We start from the raw sequence: 16,465 nt of genomic DNA, 5'->3' as shown, positions 1-16,465 counted from the left end.
CCGGCCGATTTTTTCTCCCGCCTCAGCAAACGCCCGCCGCGCTGCCTGCCAGCTTCCGGCGGGCTTTTTGTCTTGTGCCGGCGTTCGCCATGCGCTGTGTAGGCCGGCAGCCGGGATCTTTGTTGCATTGCACTAAACGAAACGTTATTGCACATACCGAAATATCGTTTTATAGTTCGCAACATCGCCGGAACACCCCGGCTGCACGCTTCAGAACCGCCCCGCAGCAGCACCCGGACGCCAAGCGGGGAACCGCCAACCGCAAGTCATGAGGAGACAGACCATGACCGGAACACGAAACGTCCTCCTGCAATCCGACCCGGACGCCCAGGAGACGCAGGAATGGCTCGACGCCCTAGCCGGCGTGATCGACAACGAGGGCGCGGAGCGTGCCCACTACCTGATCGAAACGCTGATCGATACCGCGCGTGAGGAAGGGGTGGACATCCCCTATTCCGCCAACACCCAGTACATCAACACCATCCCGGCCGACCAGCAGCCCGCCTATCCGGGCAACCCGGACATGGAGATCAAGCTCCATTCCTACATCCGCTGGAACGCCATGGCGATGGTGGTGCGCGCCAACAAGAACACCAACGTCGGCGGCCACATCGCCTCCTTCGCCTCGGCCGCGGCGCTCTACGACGTGGGCTTCTCGCACTTCTGGAAGAGCCTGGAGCACGACACCGGCGGCGACCTGATCTTCTTCCAGGGCCACTCGGTGCCCGGCGTATATGCACGCGCCTTCATGCTCGGCCGCCTCAGCGAAGAGCAGATGGACAGCTTCCGCCAGGAAGTCTCCGGCCGCGGCATCTCCTCCTACCCGCACCCCTGGCTGATGCCGGATTTCTGGCAGTTCCCCACCGTGTCGATGGGCCTCGGCCCGCTGCAGGCCATCTACCAGGCGCGCTTCATGAAGTACCTCGCCAGCCGCGGCATGATCGACGCGGCGAAGGCCGAGCAGCGCAAGGTGTGGGCCTTCCTCGGCGACGGCGAGACCGACGAAGTCGAATCGCTCGGCGCCATCGGCATGGCCGCACGCGAGCGCCTCGACAACCTGGTGTTCGTCATCAACTGCAACCTGCAGCGCCTGGACGGCCCGGTGCGCGGCAACGGCAAGATCATCCAGGAACTGGAAGCCGAATTCCGCGGCGCCGGCTGGAACGTCATCAAGGTGATCTGGGGCACCCACTGGGACACCCTGCTCGCGCGTGACAAGAAGGGCATCCTGAAGAAGCGCATGATGGAATGCGTGGATGGCGAGTACCAGACCTTCAAGGCCAAGGACGGCGCCTATGTGCGCGAACACTTCTTCAACACCCCGGAACTGAAGGAGCTGGTCGCCGACTGGACCGACGACGAGATCTGGAACCTCAACCGCGGCGGTCACGACCTCTTCAAGATCTTCGCCGCCTACAAGGCCGCCAGCGAACACAAGGGCCAGCCCACGCTGATCCTCGCCAAGACCATCAAGGGCTTCGGCATGGGCCAGGCCGGCGAGGCGATGAACATCTCCCACCAGCAGAAGAAGCTGGACATCGACGCCATCCGCCGCTTCCGCGACCGCTTCGGCCTGCCGGTGCCGGACGACAAGCTCGCCGAGCTGCCCTATCTGCGCTTCGAGGAAGGCTCGCCCGAGTACAAGTACATGATGGAGCGCCGCATGGCGCTGGGCGGCTTCCTGCCGCAGCGCCGGCAGAAGGCCGAGCCGCTGGCGGTGCCGGGCCTGGACGCCTTCGCCGCGCTGCTGAAGGCCTCCGGCGAAGGGCGCGAGCTGTCCACCACCATGGCCATCGTGCGCATCATGAACACCCTGCTCAAGGACAAGCAGATCGGCCGCCACATCGTGCCCATCGTGCCCGACGAGAGCCGCACCTTCGGCATGGAAGGCATGTTCCGCCAGTACGGCATCTGGAACCAGCAGGGCCAGAAGTACGTGCCGGAAGACCATGACCAGCTGATGTTCTACAAGGAATCGGAAACCGGCCAGGTGCTGCAGGAAGGCATCAACGAGGCCGGCGCGATGGCCGACTGGATCGCCGCCGGCACCGCCTACAGCGTGCACGGCGTGCAGATGGTGCCCTTCTACATCTTCTATTCGATGTTCGGCCTGCAGCGCACCATGGACCTGTGCTGGGCGGCAGCCGACCAGCGCACCCGCGGCTTCATGATCGGCGGCACCGCCGGGCGCACCACGCTAAACGGCGAAGGCCTGCAGCACGAGGACGGCCACAGCCAGATCATGGCCAACATGATCCCCAACTGCGTGTCCTACGACCCCACCTTCCAGTACGAGGTGGCGGTGATCGTGCAGGACGGCATGCGGCGGATGTTCGCCGAGCAGGAGGACATCTACTACTACATCACGGTGATGAACGAGAACTACGAACATCCCGAGATGCCGGCCGGCGCCGAGCAGGACATCCTCAAGGGCATGTACGCCTTCCGCAAGGGCGCCGACAAGAAGGGCCCGCGCGTGCAGCTGCTGGGTTCCGGCACCATCTTCAACGAGGTCATCGCCGCTGCCGAGCTGCTGAAGAACGACTGGGGCGTGGAAGCCGACCTGTGGGGCTGCCCGAGCTTCAACGAGCTGACCCGCGACGGCCAGCACTGCGAGCGCTGGAACCTGCTGCACCCGATGGAGGCGCCGAAGAAGTCGCACGTTGAGGCCTGCCTGGAAGGCAGCGAAGGTCCGGTGATCGCCGCCACCGACTACATGAAGCTCTTCGCCGAGCAGATCCGCCCCTTCGTCAAGCGCAACTACGTGACCCTGGGCACCGACGGCTTCGGCCGCTCGGACACCCGCGAGCAGCTGCGCCACTTCTTCGAGGTGGATCGCTACTGGGTGACCCTGGCCGCGCTCAAGGCGCTGGCCGACGAGGGCGCGATCGAGCGCGAGAAGGTTGCCGCCGCCATGGTCAAGTACAAGCTCGACCCCAACAAGCCCGATCCGGTGACGGTCTGAGGAGGAGATGACGATGAGCCAGTTGATCGAAGTGAAGGTTCCGGACATCGGCGACTTCTCCGAGGTGCCGGTGATCGAGCTGTTCGTCAAGGTGGGCGACACCATCGCGGTGGATGACGCGATCGCCACCCTGGAATCCGACAAGGCCACCATGGACGTGCCCTCCTCGGCCGCCGGCGTGGTCAGGGAAGTGCTGGTCGCGGTCGGCGACAAGGTGTCCGAAGGCAGCGTGATGATCAAGGTGGAAGCGGCCGGCGCGGTGGCCGCGGCTGGGTCCCCTCCCCTTCAAGGGGAGGGTCAGGGTGGGGATGGGTCTCAACCAACGTCCGGGAAAACCCATCCCCCTCCCAGCCTCCCCCTTGAAGGGGGAGGAGCGGCGGCTGCCGGCGGCGTGGTCGAGGTCACCGTACCCGACATCGGCGACTTCTCCGGCGTGCCGGTGATCGAGCTGTTCGTCAAGGTCGGCGACAGCATCAAGGTGGACGACGCCATCGCCACGCTGGAGTCCGACAAGGCCACCATGGACGTGCCCTCCTCGGCTGCCGGGGTGGTCAAGGAAGTGCTGGTCAAGGTCGGCGACAAGGTGTCGCAGGGCACGGTGATGATCAAGGTCGAGTCGGCAGGCGCCTCGGCAGCGACCCCGGCGGGTGCCGAAGCGGCCCCTGCTGCCGCGCCGGCCGCAGCCGCACCGGCCCCGGTTGCAGCCCCGGCCGCTGCACCGGCCCCCGCGCCCGCTGCAGCCCCCTCCGCGGTGAAGCTGGGCGGCAAGGTGCACGCCAGCCCCTCGGTGCGCGCCTACGCCCGCGAACTGGGCGTGGATCTCGCCCAGGTCAAGGCCACCGGACCGAAGAACCGCATCCTCAAGGAAGACGTCACCGCCTTCGTCAAGGGCGCCATGAGCACCGGCGTGGTGCCGGGCAAGGCGGCTGCGGCCGGCGCAGGCGCGTCGCTGGGCGGTGGCCTGGACCTGCTGCCCTGGCCGAAGGTGGACTTCGCCAAGTTCGGCGAGGTCGAAGTCAAGCCGCTGTCCCGCATCAAGAAGATCTCCGGCCAGAATCTGGCGCGCAACTGGGTGATGATCCCCGCGGTGACCTACCACGAGGACGCCGACATCACCGACCTGGAAGCCTTCCGGGTGGCGATGAACAAGGAGCACGAGAAGTCCGGCAAGAAGCTCACCATGCTCGCCTTCATCATCAAGGCCTCGGTGCGCGCGCTGCAGGAATTCCCCGAGTTCAACACCTCACTGGACGGCGACAACCTGGTCTACAAGAAGTACTTCAACATCGCCTTCGCCGCGGACACCCCCAATGGTCTGGTGGTGCCGGTGGTGAAGGACGCCGACAAGAAGAGCGTGTTCGAGATCGCCGCGGAAACCGGCGCGCTGGCCAAGAAGGCGCGCGACGGCAAGCTGGGCCCGGCCGACATGTCCGGCGCCTGCTTCACCATCTCCTCGCTGGGGGGCATCGGCGGCACCTACTTCGCGCCCATCGTCAATGCGCCGGAAGTGGCCATCCTCGGGGTGAACAAGTCGGTGATGAAGCCGGTCTGGGACGGCAAGGCGTTCGTGCCGCGCCTCACCCTGCCGATGTCGCTGACCGCGGATCACCGCGTCATCGACGGCGCGCTGGCCACCCGCTTCAACGTCTATCTCGCGCAACTGCTGGCCGACTTCCGTCGGGTCATGCTGTAAGGAGGCCCGGACATGAGCCAGATCGTTGAAGTAAAGGTGCCGGACATCGGCGATTTCGATGCGGTGCCGGTGATCGAGCTGTTCGTCAAGGCCGGCGACAGCATCAAGGTGGATGACGCCATCTGCACGCTGGAGTCTGACAAGGCCACCATGGATGTGCCCTCGTCGGCCGCCGGCGTGGTCAAGGAAGTGCTGGTCAAGCTCGGCGACAAGGTCAGCGAAGGCGCGGTGCTGATCAAGGTCGAGGCGGCTGGCGAAGCCGCTGCGCCCCCTGCTCAGGCTAGCGCCCCGGCGCCGGCCGCAGCACCCGCCGCGGCGTCGGCCCCGACCGCAGCCGCGCACGCAGGCAGCGCCGACGTCGAGTACGACATGGTCGTCCTCGGCGCCGGCCCAGGCGGCTACTCGGCGGCCTTCCGCGCCGCCGACCTCGGCCTGAAGACCGCGATCATCGAGCGCTACGCCACGCTCGGCGGGGTGTGCCTGAACGTCGGCTGCATCCCGTCCAAGGCGCTGCTGCACGTCGCCGCGGTGATCGAAGAGGCCGAACATGTCGAAACCGCCGGCATCAAGTTCGCCAAGCCCACGGTCGATGTCGACGCGCTCCGCAAGCACAAGGACGGCGTGATCGGCAAGCTCACCGGCGGGCTGGCCGGTATGGCCAAGGCGCGCAAGGTGGATGTGATCCGCGGCTACGGCAGCTTCCTCGACCCGCACCACATCGAGGTCGAGGAAACCACCGGCAGCGCACAGGACAAGACCGGCGCCAAGAAAGTGGTGAAGTTCAAGCAGTGCATCATCGCCGCAGGCAGCGCCGCGGTGCACCTGCCCTTCATCCCGCGCGACCCGCGCATCGTGGACTCCACCGGCGCGCTGGAACTGCGCCAGGTGCCGGGCAAGATGCTGGTCATCGGCGGCGGCATCATCGGCCTGGAGATGGCCACGGTGTATTCCACCCTGGGCGCGCGCATCGACGTGGTCGAGATGATGGACGGCCTGATGCAGGGCCCGGACCGCGACGCGGTGAAGGTGTGGGAGAAGCAGAACGCCCAGCGCTTCGACAAGATCATGCTGAAGACCAGGACCGTGGCCGTCGAGGCCAAGGACGACGGGCTGTATGTGACTTTCGAAGGCGACGGCGCACCGACCGAGCCGGTGAAGTACGACATGATCCTGCAGTCGGCGGGCCGCGCGCCCAACGGCAACAAGATCGGCGCCGACAAGGCGGGGGTGATCGTCGGCGAGCGCGGCTTCATCCCGGTGGATGCGCAGATGCGCACCAACGTGCCGCACATCTTCGCCATCGGCGACGTCGTCGGCCAGCCCATGCTCGCCCACAAGGCGGTGCATGAAGCCCACGTCGCGGCGGAAGTCGCGGCCGGACAGAAGGCTGCCTTCGACGCCACGGTGATCCCCGGCGTGGCCTACACCCATCCGGAAGTGGCCTGGGTCGGCTACACCGAGGCGCAGGCCAAGGCCGAGGGCAAGAAGGTCGAGGTGGCCAAGTTCCCCTGGGCGGCTTCCGGCCGCGCGATCGCCAACGGCGCCGACTACGGCTTCACCAAGCTGATCTTCGACGCCGAAACGCACCGCGTGATCGGCGGCACCATTGTCGGCCCTTCGGCCGGCGACATGATCGGCGAGGTCTGCCTGGCCATCGAGATGGGCGCCGACGCGGTGGACATCGGCAAGACCATCCACCCGCACCCGACGCTGGGCGAGACGGTGGGCATGGCCGCCGAGGTCGCGCACGGCAGCTGCACCGACCTGCCGCCGATGCGCAAGAAGTAAGACTGCGCGAGCAAGCCGCATGCGGCCCGGCCGGGAGCGAACCCGCCGGGCCGTTTTTCGTGCTGTCACACAAATATATTTGCTGCGTCGCACAAATTTAATTTGACATGCTTGCCGAGTTGTCTACACTTGACATTGTGCACCGCAGCAAATCGCAGTAGCGAGACGCTTCGGCAACATCCCAACCCAATGTTCATCAGGAGTCTGCCATGATCGCCACCCCCGAGAAGCTTGCCGCCGCCAACAAGGCCACCGTCGAATCCCTGCTCAGCGTCTCCGCCACCGCCATGGCCTCCGCCGAGCGTCTGGCCGCGCTGAACCTGAACACCGCCCGTGCCCTCATCGAGGACAGCATGAGCACCCTCAAGACCCTCAGCGAAGCCAAGGACCCGCAGGCTTTCATCAACCTGCAGACCTCGATCGCCCAACCGGGCGCCGAAAAGCTCGTGGCCTACTACCGCAGCGTGTATGAGATCGCCACCCAGAACCAGGCCGAGATCACCAAGCTGATGGAATCCCAGCTTGCCGACCTGAACCTGAGCCTCAACGCCGCGCTCGACGAAGCCTCCAAGTCCGCCCCGGCCGGCTCCGACGTCGCCATCGCCGCGGTCAAGTCCGCGCTGGCCGCCGCCAACTCGACCTACGACAGCGTCAGCAAGGCCGCCCGCCAGGTGGTCGACATCGCCGAGGCGAACGTCGCTGCTGCCACCGGCGCCGCCGTCAAGGCTGTCGGCACCACCACCGCCGCCAAGCCCGCCCGCAAGAGCGCCTGAGCCCTCACCCGGCCAGCCAGGCCCCGCCGCCCCGCAAGGGGCCGCGGGGCCTGTTGTCGTTTACCAGCGGACGCCCGGCACTCCCGACCGTCGACAGCAGGGGGCAACGCGGCACTGTGCCCGGAGCACATGCAAGCCGGACTACAGCAAGCCCTGCAAGCGGGCTATGGCAGCCTCGTCGACAGACATGCGCTCGACTTCGAGGCGCACCCCGCTGCCTGCCAGCACGCCTTCCCCGAGCCTTGTTTCGAGCCCTTCGAAAGCCGCTGCGGACGCTGCAAGAATGACGAAGTCGTCACCCATCACACGGCAGACCAGGGCATCGCCGCTGGCCTCCACCAGCGCAGCGGCGACGTCGGCAAGCAGGCGGTTGCCAGCTACCCAGCCATGAGCGAGGTTGTAGGCACCGAAGTCGTGCAGCAGGCACACCGCTGCCACTTGCAGGTCACCGTACTGCTTGTTACGGAAGATGAACTGCAGATAGCTGGCGTTGTGCACGCCGGTGAGCTGGTCATTGAAGAAGTAGGCAAAGCGCTGGCGCTCCAGCGCCGTGCGCGGCAACTGGTCCACCACCGGCGGGGGCTCCACCGTCTGCAGCGCGCGGCGCGCCGCAGCGGCGACCTCGGGGTGGTAATGCGATCCGGCGAGCGTGCCGATCTCTTCCAGTGCCACAGCCACCGACTTGCGCGGTCGGTAGATGCGGTTGGTAGTCATCGCATCGAAGGCGTCGGCCACCGCCATGATGCGCGCCGCCAACGGGATGGCCTCGCCCGCCAGTCCGGCAGGATACCCGCTGCCGTCGTGGCGTTCGTGGTGATGGCGGAGGATTTCCGCGAGCGCGGCGTACATGTCGATATGCATCAGCGTCTCGTAGCCGACGACGACGTGCTGCTTGATCAGCTCGTACTCCAGCGCAGTCAAGGGCCCCGGCTTCAACAGCACGGCATCGGGAATGGCGATCTTGCCGATGTCGTGCAGGCGCGCGGCCTGCTGCAGCTCCTCGCTCTGCGCCGCCTCCAGCCCCAGTTCGGCAGCGATCAGTCCGCAATAGTGGGCCACCCGCCGGGTGTGCCCGGCGGTGTAGGTGTCGCGGCGCTCGATGAGATCGACGAGCGACAGGATGGTCTTCTCATAGTGGGTGATGCGGTCACGCTGCAGGCGGGCGGTTTCCTCGCGCTGATCGAAGGCTGCGGTGGCAAAACCGATGTCGCCGGCAAGCTGCTCCAGCATCAGCACCTCTTCGCGATCGAAACCGCTCCCCCGCGCAGTGAACACGCACAAGGTGCCGAAGGGCGCAGCAAAGGCATCCTTGCGCAGCGGCAGCGAGGTCACGGCGTGGATGCCCAGCGCCGCCAGCCCGTCCACCTTGGCAAGCTCGTTGACCGTGACCGTGCGGTTCTCGCGCAGCGCCAGCGCCCCCGGACCGTCACCCTGGCAGGCGCTCATGGCGCGGACGAAATCCGCGGTGCCGTAGGACTTGGCCGCCGGCACCAGTTCCCCATCGGCGAGCAGGGCAACCCAGCAGAAGCGGTAATCGGGATTAGCGACGAGGCGGTCGCAGCAGGCCTTCAGCATCTCGTCGCGCGAGCTGGCGGTGATGAGGATCTCATTGACGTCGGCAACCATCTCGACGATGCCGCGCAGGAAACGCTCGCGATCAAGGAGCAGGCCAACACGCTGGGTGCGCTCGACCACGCGCTCTTCCAGGCTGGCGTTGAGCACCTGCAGTTCGCCCTGATGCTGGCGCAGGCGGCGGTTGCTGCGGCCGATGTAGGCGACGGTGACGAAGGCCAGCAGCAGCAGCAGGGAGGCAATCGCCGCCCAGTACCAGTACTGCGCCAACACCTCCCGCAGGCTGACCTCGCGCAGATGGGCGTAGGGGCCGATGCGCAGCTCGCGCAGTGCCTCATGCACCGGCTGATAGTTGAGCGGCAGCGTCCACCCTGTGGTGTGCCCGGCCAGCGCGGCGGGGTCATCCGGCTCCATCAGCATCAGCGCCACCGCGACCTGCACGGCAAGCTCCTCGGGGACGTTGCCGAGGCGGGCGAGCGGCCATTCGGGATACAGCGCCGTGCTGTGGCGCAGCGGAAAGGCAGGGTTCTGACGTTCGTTGAGGACGAACAGCCGCGACAGCTCTATGCGTCCCTCCTGGGCCATGCGTTCCAGCGTCTCGGTACGCACCGTGCCGGCGTCGAAGCGCCCTTCCAGCACCGCATAGACCACCTCGTCATGGGTACCGAGAAAGGCCAGTTCGGCCAGATCGTGCTCGGGGTCGACGCCGCGCCGGCGCAGCTCGCGCCAACCCGCATGCCAGCCTCCGAAGGAGCCGGGATGCACCGCGGCCAGCCGGCGCCCGCGCAGATCGCCCATCTGGCGCACCTCGGCATGCTCCGCGCGGGTGAACACCACACCGCCGAAGACGCCGTAGCCGGCACCGGAAGAGTCGTGGCGGTTGCGCATCGTCACCACCGGGCTGATGCCGTAGAGCGCTTCGAGTTCGACGTAGTAGGACGGATTGGCGAGGACTAGATCGATGCTGCGCTGGCGCACAGCGAGTTGGACATCGTCGAAGCCGAGCGGCACGATGGTGAAGCGGTGTGCCGGCAGGCGCGCCTGCAGATAGTCCGCAGTCGGCACCCACATGCGTTCCGCAGTCTCCACCCCCCGCAGCGCAAGAACACCGATGCGCACCTCGTCCGCATGCGCGCCGGCCATTACGCAGCCGGTCAGGCAGAGCGCCAGCAGACGGCGCCAGACGACGGCGGCAAGAGCCGGGAAACGGGAGCGGAGGCGGAACAGCCAGGGACTGGACATATTGGGTAAACGCAAACCCGCCGGGATCGCGCAGACTCGGATTGCCGATGGCCCCATCATGCCAGCGTGCCGCCTCCTGCGCCAGCACGCCGCAGCAATGCAAAGGCCCCGGGCAGCAGGGACTGCGCCGGGGCCCACACAGCCGAAGGTCAGATTCAATCCACGTCGATGTCGTCAAGCGTGACGGTGATGTCGGTCGTCGACACGTCAACCTTCCAGAAGGTGTAGCTGTCGCCATCCTCGTCGACCAGGCGGATATCGAAGACGGGGCTCGAATAGCCGCGCAGGTTGACCCTGCGGGTAGCGTTGTTCATCAGTACGTTCTCACCCAGCACATCCTCCTCCCAACTCTTCGACTTCGCCGGACTGACGTACATGTAGAAGATGGTGAAACCGGTCTTGTTGGTGATATCGACGTAATAGTCCGCAGCGAAGGCACTCGCCCCCAGCCACATCGACACCGCCATTGCCGCAATGAACTTCATGAAGGCCCGCATGGAAGGCTCCCGGGAAACATGTTGATGTTGAAGAACCGGCTTGCGCCGGCCTGCGCAGCCCCGCTCGCACCGCCTTCGGTTTCACACACCGCGCACGGGGAGGAGTATGCAGTGCGCCCGAGCCTGACCCTCAGCCCTCCGCACCGGCGCTCATTCTAGCCGTCAGCGCACTTTTCGGCAGGCAGCATTGTTGCAGATCTGCGACGCAATCCTGCTCCCCGCTGTGGGGTGAAAAGCGTCAGCAGTGGCAATGGGCGGGGCATTACGGCCCTCCTGGCAGGAGCACGGCAGGCTTCATCCGCAGGCTTATCGGGGCCACGCACATCAAGGGCCCCAGGGTCGAAAAGCCACATGATGATCATGGTTTATGCCAAGATGCCATCCTGACAAAAACCTCTTTGATAGCACCAAAGATAGAGGCCGGACATGGCGACGAAAAAGCCCATCGGAATGGTAAGCAAGAAGGCCGATGACACCTCCACGGCAGACGCCCCACCCCGGAGGGCAAGGGCCCGCCGCAAATCCTCAGTCAAGGCGAACAGCGCCTCGAACAGGCCGATCTACCTTGTCGGTATCGGCGCATCGGCAGGCGGCCTTGAAGCCCTGTCCAACCTGATCGCCGCGCTGCCAACCGACCTGGGGCTGGCTTACGCTGTGATCCAGCATCTGTCGCCGACTCACCGCAGCATGATGGCGCAGTTGCTGGGGCGTGAAACGGCGATGGCGGTAAAGGAAATCACCGACGGCATGGAGCCGGAACGCGACACCATCTACGTGACGCCGCCAAGCAGCAACATGGTCCTGCGCGAAGGTCGCTTTGTCCTCCAGGATGAACCCAAGAGCGCCAGCCCGCGCCCCTCCGTCAACGCCTTCTTCTCCTCACTGGCGGCCGAAAAAGGCGAGGATGCGATCGGCGTAGTACTGTCCGGAACCGGCAGCGACGGTGCCGTCGGCCTGCGCGAGATCAAGGCAGTTGGCGGCTACACCTTTGCCCAGGAGCCGCAGAGCGCCAAATACAACGGCATGCCGCAGGCGGCCATCGACACTGGCTGTGTCGACTGGGTCTTGCCGGCCGAGGAGATTGCCCGCGAGATTGCCCAGATTGCCCGCTCCAAAGGCTCTGTCGCAGTCAGTCCACCGGCCGCGACAACCACCCTGAAGAAGCTGTTGATCCGGGTCAAGCAGCAGACCCGCATCGACTTCGGCAACTACAAGGAGGGCACCATCTGGCGCCGTATCGAACGGCGGCTGGCCGCCCGCCATGTATCAAGCCTGGACGACTATCTGGCACTGGTCGAGGCCGACCCCAGCGAACTCGATCATCTCTGCAAGGACATCCTGATCTCGGTAACGGCTTTCTTTCGCGATCCGGCAGCCTTCGAAGCGCTGCGCACGACCCTGCAGGCCCTGCTGGCAACCAAACACTTCGGCGACGAGATTCGCATCTGGGTACCGGGCTGCGCCACCGGGGAGGAAGCCTACAGCATCGCCATCCTGCTGGCGGAGCTGCTTGGCCCCAATCTGAGCCAGTTTCGTGTCCAGATCTTTGCCACCGATCTCGACCTCAACGCCCTCGCCGTCGCCCGCCGCGGAGCCTATCCGGAAACGGCCCTGTCCGACATGGATCCTGCGCTGGTTACCAGGCACTTCAGCAATACCGGCAACCGCTACGAGGTCTCGCGCACGCTGCGCGACATGGTCGTGGTTGCCCGCCAGGATCTGGTTCAGGACCCACCCTTCCTGCGCCTGGACCTGGTCAGTTGCCGCAATGTGCTGATCTACTTTCAGACCGAACTGCAGGCCAAGGTACTGGGGACCTTCCACTACGGCCTGCGCCCGGGCGGCTATCTCTTCCTCGGCAAGTCCGAAGGCGTATTCCAGCAGATTGGACAGTTCGACCCGAGCGACAAGACCGCCCGCATCTACAGGCGGCGCCCAGGCGAATCACGTCTGATGCCGATGCCTACCTTCCATCTGCCCGACAACCGCGAACGCCCCTCCGCTCAGCAGCCGAATGCCCAACAACGCTTGCTGGATGCATCGATCAAGCTGTTCATACCACCCACCATCCTGATCAACGCAGCCTTCGAAATCCTCCATATTCAGGGCGAGGTCGGTGACTTCCTGAGTATCAGCGCCGGGAAACCCACCACCAACCTGCAGCAGTTGATCAGGCGTGAGTTTCGCGCCGATCTCAACCTCATGGTGCATCAGGTCGAGCGCTCCTCGGAATCGGCCAGCGGACGCCCACACCTGATCAAGACCGTGGATGGCAAGCGACGCGTACTGCTGTCAGTTCATCCGCTGGAAAAAGGAGTGACCAGTTCCTTCTTCCTGATTGCCTTCGAAACCCCGCCCGTCGAGAAAGCACCGAGCGGGGACTCGAAACCGGATGCCACACAGGATTCGATAGACGTCAAGGCGCTGGAGGAGGAGCTCATCTCGACCCGTGAACGCCTGCAGACGGTGATCGAGGAACTGGAAACCTCCAATGAGGAGATGCAGGCCCTCAACGAGGAGGTGCAGGCTGCCAACGAAGAGCTTCAATCCACCAACGAAGAACTGGAATCGGCCAACGAGGAACTGCAATCCACCAACGAGGAGCTGACCACCGTCAATGAAGAACTGCAGGTCCGCTCCGGCGAACTTGCCGAAGCACTTAACGACCTCGAGAAAATTCAGAACAGCGTGGGCTTTCCCATCCTGGTATGCAACGAGAACATGGAGCTGTCGCGTTTCAACAGCCCGGCCATCATGATCTTCCTCCTCACCGAGAAGTCCATGGGCCAACCCCTGCCTACATTGCGCCTGCCGTTCGGCATGAAGGATTTCTCTCCGCAGGTTCGACGCGCCATCGACACCAATCAGTCCATTGAAGAGGCCGTATTCTCCAACGAACGGCATTACCTGCTCCATATCGCACCCTACGAGACCACTCGCCCGGGCAGTCGCGGCGCGATCATCAGCCTGATGGATCACACCGAACGGCTGGCCGCCGAGCGAGCGATTCGCGAAAGCCGTGAGCGGCTGCAAGCGATCATGGACAACTCGACCTCAATGATTTCTCTCAAGGATCTGGCCGGGCGCTACGAGTTCGTCAATCGACAGTTCGAAAAAACCTTCGGGCTCAAGTCAGCCGACGTGATCGGCAAGACAGACGCACAGTTGTTCATTGGACGCAATGCCGACCATTTCCGCAGCAAGGAACTCGAGGTCGTCCGCCGCCAGGAGGCCATCGAATCAGAGGAGGTCCTGCGACGCGCCGACGGCGACCGCTACCTGCTCTCCATACGTTTCCCGCTCTTCGGCATCGACAATGTCATTCAAGGGGTCTGCACACAGTCTTCCGACATGACGGACCGTCGCCATGCAGAGGAGCAGTTGCGCCTTGCCGCGCGCGTCTTCGACCGCGCAGGCGAAGGCATTGTGGTAACGGACCCGCAGCAGCGGATACTCACCGTCAACGAGGCCTTCACCCAGGTTACCGGCTATACGATCGAGGAAGTCTCGGGCAAGACCCCTGCCCTGCTGTCCTCCGGCCGCCACGGCAATGACTTCTACCTGGAAATGTGGGAAGCGCTCCAGGAAAAGGGCTGGTGGCAAGGTGAGATCTGGAATCGCCGCAAGTCCGGAGAGATATTTCCGGAATGGCTGACCATCAATACGGTCCACGACTCCGATGGGGCACTCACCAACTATGTGGGAATCTTCAGCGATATCACTGTGATAAAGGACTCACAGCGCCGCATCGAATTCCTCGCCACCCACGATGAACTGACCAGCCTCCCCAACCGCACCTTGTTCGTGGACCGGGTCCGCCAGGCCATTGAACGCGCCAAACGGCACGAAGACCAGTTTGCCATCCTGTTTGTAGACCTCGACAACTTCAAGGTCATCAACGATTCGCTGGGACATGCTGCCGGCGACAAACTGCTCAAGGAAGCCGCCTCCACCCTGCGCCAGTGCCTGCGCGCGGTTGATACCGTAGCACGCTTTGGCGGCGACGAGTTTGCGCTGCTGATCGAGGAAACGAATGCCGTTGAGGTAGACGTGGCGGCGCGCCGGATTGCCGATGCACTCGGTCGCTCCGTTGATATTGGCGGGCATGACATTTTCGTCAGTGCCAGCATCGGCATCAGCATCTACCCAGATGACGGCAGCGACTCCGAGACCTTGCTCAAGAATGCTGACAGCGCAATGTACCAGGCAAAGGAAGCCGGCAAGCACACCCACCGGTTCTTTACCAGCAATCTCAAGGATCAGGCAGACGAACGCCTGCTGCTGGGCAATGGCCTTAAACGAGCCATCGACAGCGATGAACTCTTCCTGCTCTATCAACCCCAGATCGACATGACGAGCGGTGTGCTGATCGGCATGGAAGCCCTCGTGCGCTGGCAGGAACCTAAAACGGGCCTGATCATGCCGAACAAGTTCATACCCCTCGCCGAACGCTCGGGACTCATCAACCACGTCGGCGACTGGGTCGCAGACGCAGCCTGCCGCCAAGTAGCCGCCTGGACCGCCCAGGGATACGACGTCCCAAGGATATCGATCAACGTTTCAGCCGAGCAGTTCCGCCAGTCCCACCTGCCGTCAACAATCAGACGGCTGCTCACGCACTACAGACTTGAGGCCCATCAACTGACCATCGAACTCACCGAAAGCGCCCTGATGGCCGACCCCGAGCACTGCCGCCGTCTACTGAGGGATCTGAAGGTGCTCGGCGTCGGGCTGAGCATCGATGATTTCGGCACTGGTTTCTCATCCCTGTCTTCACTGCGCAGATATCCCATCGACGAACTCAAGATCGACCGCTCATTCATCGATGAGCTTGTCTCAAATCCGGACGACCGTGCCATCACACAGACCATCCTGGCGATGGCCTCCACACTGGGGCTGTCAGTGGTGGCAGAGGGCGTGGAAACCGAGCATCAGGCACGCACCCTGCGCGAGATGGCATGCCCGGCCGGGCAGGGCTATCTTTACGCCAGGCCTCTCACGGCCACAGAGATGTGCACAAGACTTGCACTGCGTCCGTAAAGCACTGGACGAAAAAAAACAGGCAGGTTTTACCTGCCTGTTTTTTCTTGAAACTGGCGCGCCCGGAAGGATTCGAACCTCCTACCCCCTGGTTCGTAGCCAGGTACTCTATCCAGATGAGCTACGGGCGCTTTGCGAAGAAGCAGAATTTTAGCAGCTCTACTTCCTTAGTCAAGCATCGGTTAAAAACTTTTTGCTTGAAGTGGCGGAGAGGGGGGGATTCGAACCCCCGTGCCAGGTTTCCCTGACCATCCGATTTCGAGTCGGCGCCGTTATGACCGCTTCGGTACCTCTCCGCGATCCCCGCCGAGGCGGGGAGGCCGCATTATACGCACAAGCGCGGCGAAATGCACCAGCACAGAATACGGCCCGGCCAGGGCACTCAGGCGCCTGCGCGCGCGGTACGGGGCAGCAGTTCTTCGTAGGCGCGCACGGCCTCGGCAGCGTACATCAGCGTCGGGCCACCGCCCATGTAGGCGCACACGGCCAGTGTCTCCATCAGTTGTTCGCGGGTCACGCCGAGGCGGATCAGGGCCTTGACGTGAAAACCGATGCAGGCATCACAGCGCGAGGCGACGCCGATGGCGAGCGCGATGAGTTCCTTGTGCAGGGCCGAGAGGCTGCCTTCCTTGAGGGCGCCCTTGGCCATTGCGCCGAAGCCCTGCATGGTTTCGGGCGCCTCGGCGCGCAGCGCTTCGAGTGCCTTGGAAACGTCGTTGGTGATCTGGACGAAGGATTTGCCGGACATGGGGAATAGCTCTTTGTTAATGTTTCTCTAATATACCATTCGTGCCTGCCCTTTGCCATCGCACGGCACGCCGGGCATTGCGGCGCAGCACGCATGGGAGTTGCCGGCTCGCCCTCAGTCGCGCAGAATCGGCCGTCCCGAGACCCG

General features: G+C 64.2%; 8 protein-coding genes and 2 tRNA genes. 5 read left to right on the top strand and 5 right to left on the bottom strand.

Annotated features, from left to right (window positions below):
• The first annotated feature begins 283 nt into the window (after positions 1 to 283).
• The 4 genes from aceE to C8261_RS04380 all read left to right on the top strand — a co-directional run bounded on the left by aceE (position 284) and on the right by C8261_RS04380 (position 7,219).
• Positions 284 to 2,965, top strand: a complete 2,682-nt coding sequence (gene aceE / locus C8261_RS04395; RefSeq protein WP_107492461.1) for a pyruvate dehydrogenase (acetyl-transferring), homodimeric type — start codon at positions 284 to 286, stop codon at positions 2,963 to 2,965.
• A 13-nt stretch (positions 2,966 to 2,978) separates the two neighbouring features.
• Complete coding sequence (gene aceF / locus C8261_RS04390) at positions 2,979 to 4,658, top strand: dihydrolipoyllysine-residue acetyltransferase (protein ID WP_107492460.1); 1,680 nt, start codon at positions 2,979 to 2,981, stop codon at positions 4,656 to 4,658.
• A 12-nt stretch (positions 4,659 to 4,670) separates the two neighbouring features.
• Entirely contained in the window at positions 4,671 to 6,446 is a 1,776-nt protein-coding gene (lpdA, locus tag C8261_RS04385; RefSeq protein ID WP_107492459.1) for a dihydrolipoyl dehydrogenase, read from the top strand.
• Between the two features lie 209 nt (positions 6,447 to 6,655).
• Positions 6,656 to 7,219 (top strand): phasin family protein, encoded by a 564-nt coding sequence (locus C8261_RS04380; RefSeq protein ID WP_107492458.1) that lies wholly within the window; start codon positions 6,656 to 6,658, stop codon positions 7,217 to 7,219.
• 141 nt (positions 7,220 to 7,360) lie between these two features.
• Here C8261_RS04380 and C8261_RS04375 read toward each other — a convergent pair whose 3' ends face one another.
• On the bottom strand, positions 7,361 to 10,033 hold the full coding sequence (locus C8261_RS04375) for an HD domain-containing phosphohydrolase (RefSeq protein WP_181358844.1): 2,673 nt from the start codon (positions 10,031 to 10,033) through the stop codon (positions 7,361 to 7,363).
• A 155-nt stretch (positions 10,034 to 10,188) separates the two neighbouring features.
• Positions 10,189 to 10,518: a hypothetical protein gene (locus C8261_RS04370; protein ID WP_107492667.1), complete on the bottom strand. Its 330-nt coding sequence runs from the start codon at positions 10,516 to 10,518 to the stop codon at positions 10,189 to 10,191.
• A gap of 438 nt (positions 10,519 to 10,956) precedes the next feature.
• On the opposite strand from C8261_RS04370, the gene C8261_RS04365 reads away from it, so the two are divergent.
• Positions 10,957 to 15,570 (top strand): EAL domain-containing protein, encoded by a 4,614-nt coding sequence (locus C8261_RS04365; protein WP_107492456.1) that lies wholly within the window; start codon positions 10,957 to 10,959, stop codon positions 15,568 to 15,570.
• A 54-nt stretch (positions 15,571 to 15,624) separates the two neighbouring features.
• Here the strand turns inward: C8261_RS04365 and C8261_RS04360 are convergent.
• From C8261_RS04360 to C8261_RS04350, 3 genes are all read right to left on the bottom strand, one after another.
• Positions 15,625 to 15,701, bottom strand: a tRNA-Arg gene (locus tag C8261_RS04360).
• 72 nt (positions 15,702 to 15,773) lie between these two features.
• Positions 15,774 to 15,866: transfer RNA gene (locus C8261_RS04355), tRNA-Ser, on the bottom strand.
• 86 nt (positions 15,867 to 15,952) lie between these two features.
• Positions 15,953 to 16,318 (bottom strand): carboxymuconolactone decarboxylase family protein, encoded by a 366-nt coding sequence (locus C8261_RS04350; RefSeq protein WP_107492455.1) that lies wholly within the window; start codon positions 16,316 to 16,318, stop codon positions 15,953 to 15,955.
• Positions 16,319 to 16,465: the final 147 nt, after the last annotated feature.

This window comes from Pseudothauera lacus, from assembly GCF_003034845.1.
GTDB lineage: Bacteria > Pseudomonadota > Gammaproteobacteria > Burkholderiales > Rhodocyclaceae > Pseudothauera > Pseudothauera lacus.
Note: the sequence above shows the minus strand (reverse complement) of the source record. Positions and strands in the feature narration are given on the sequence as shown.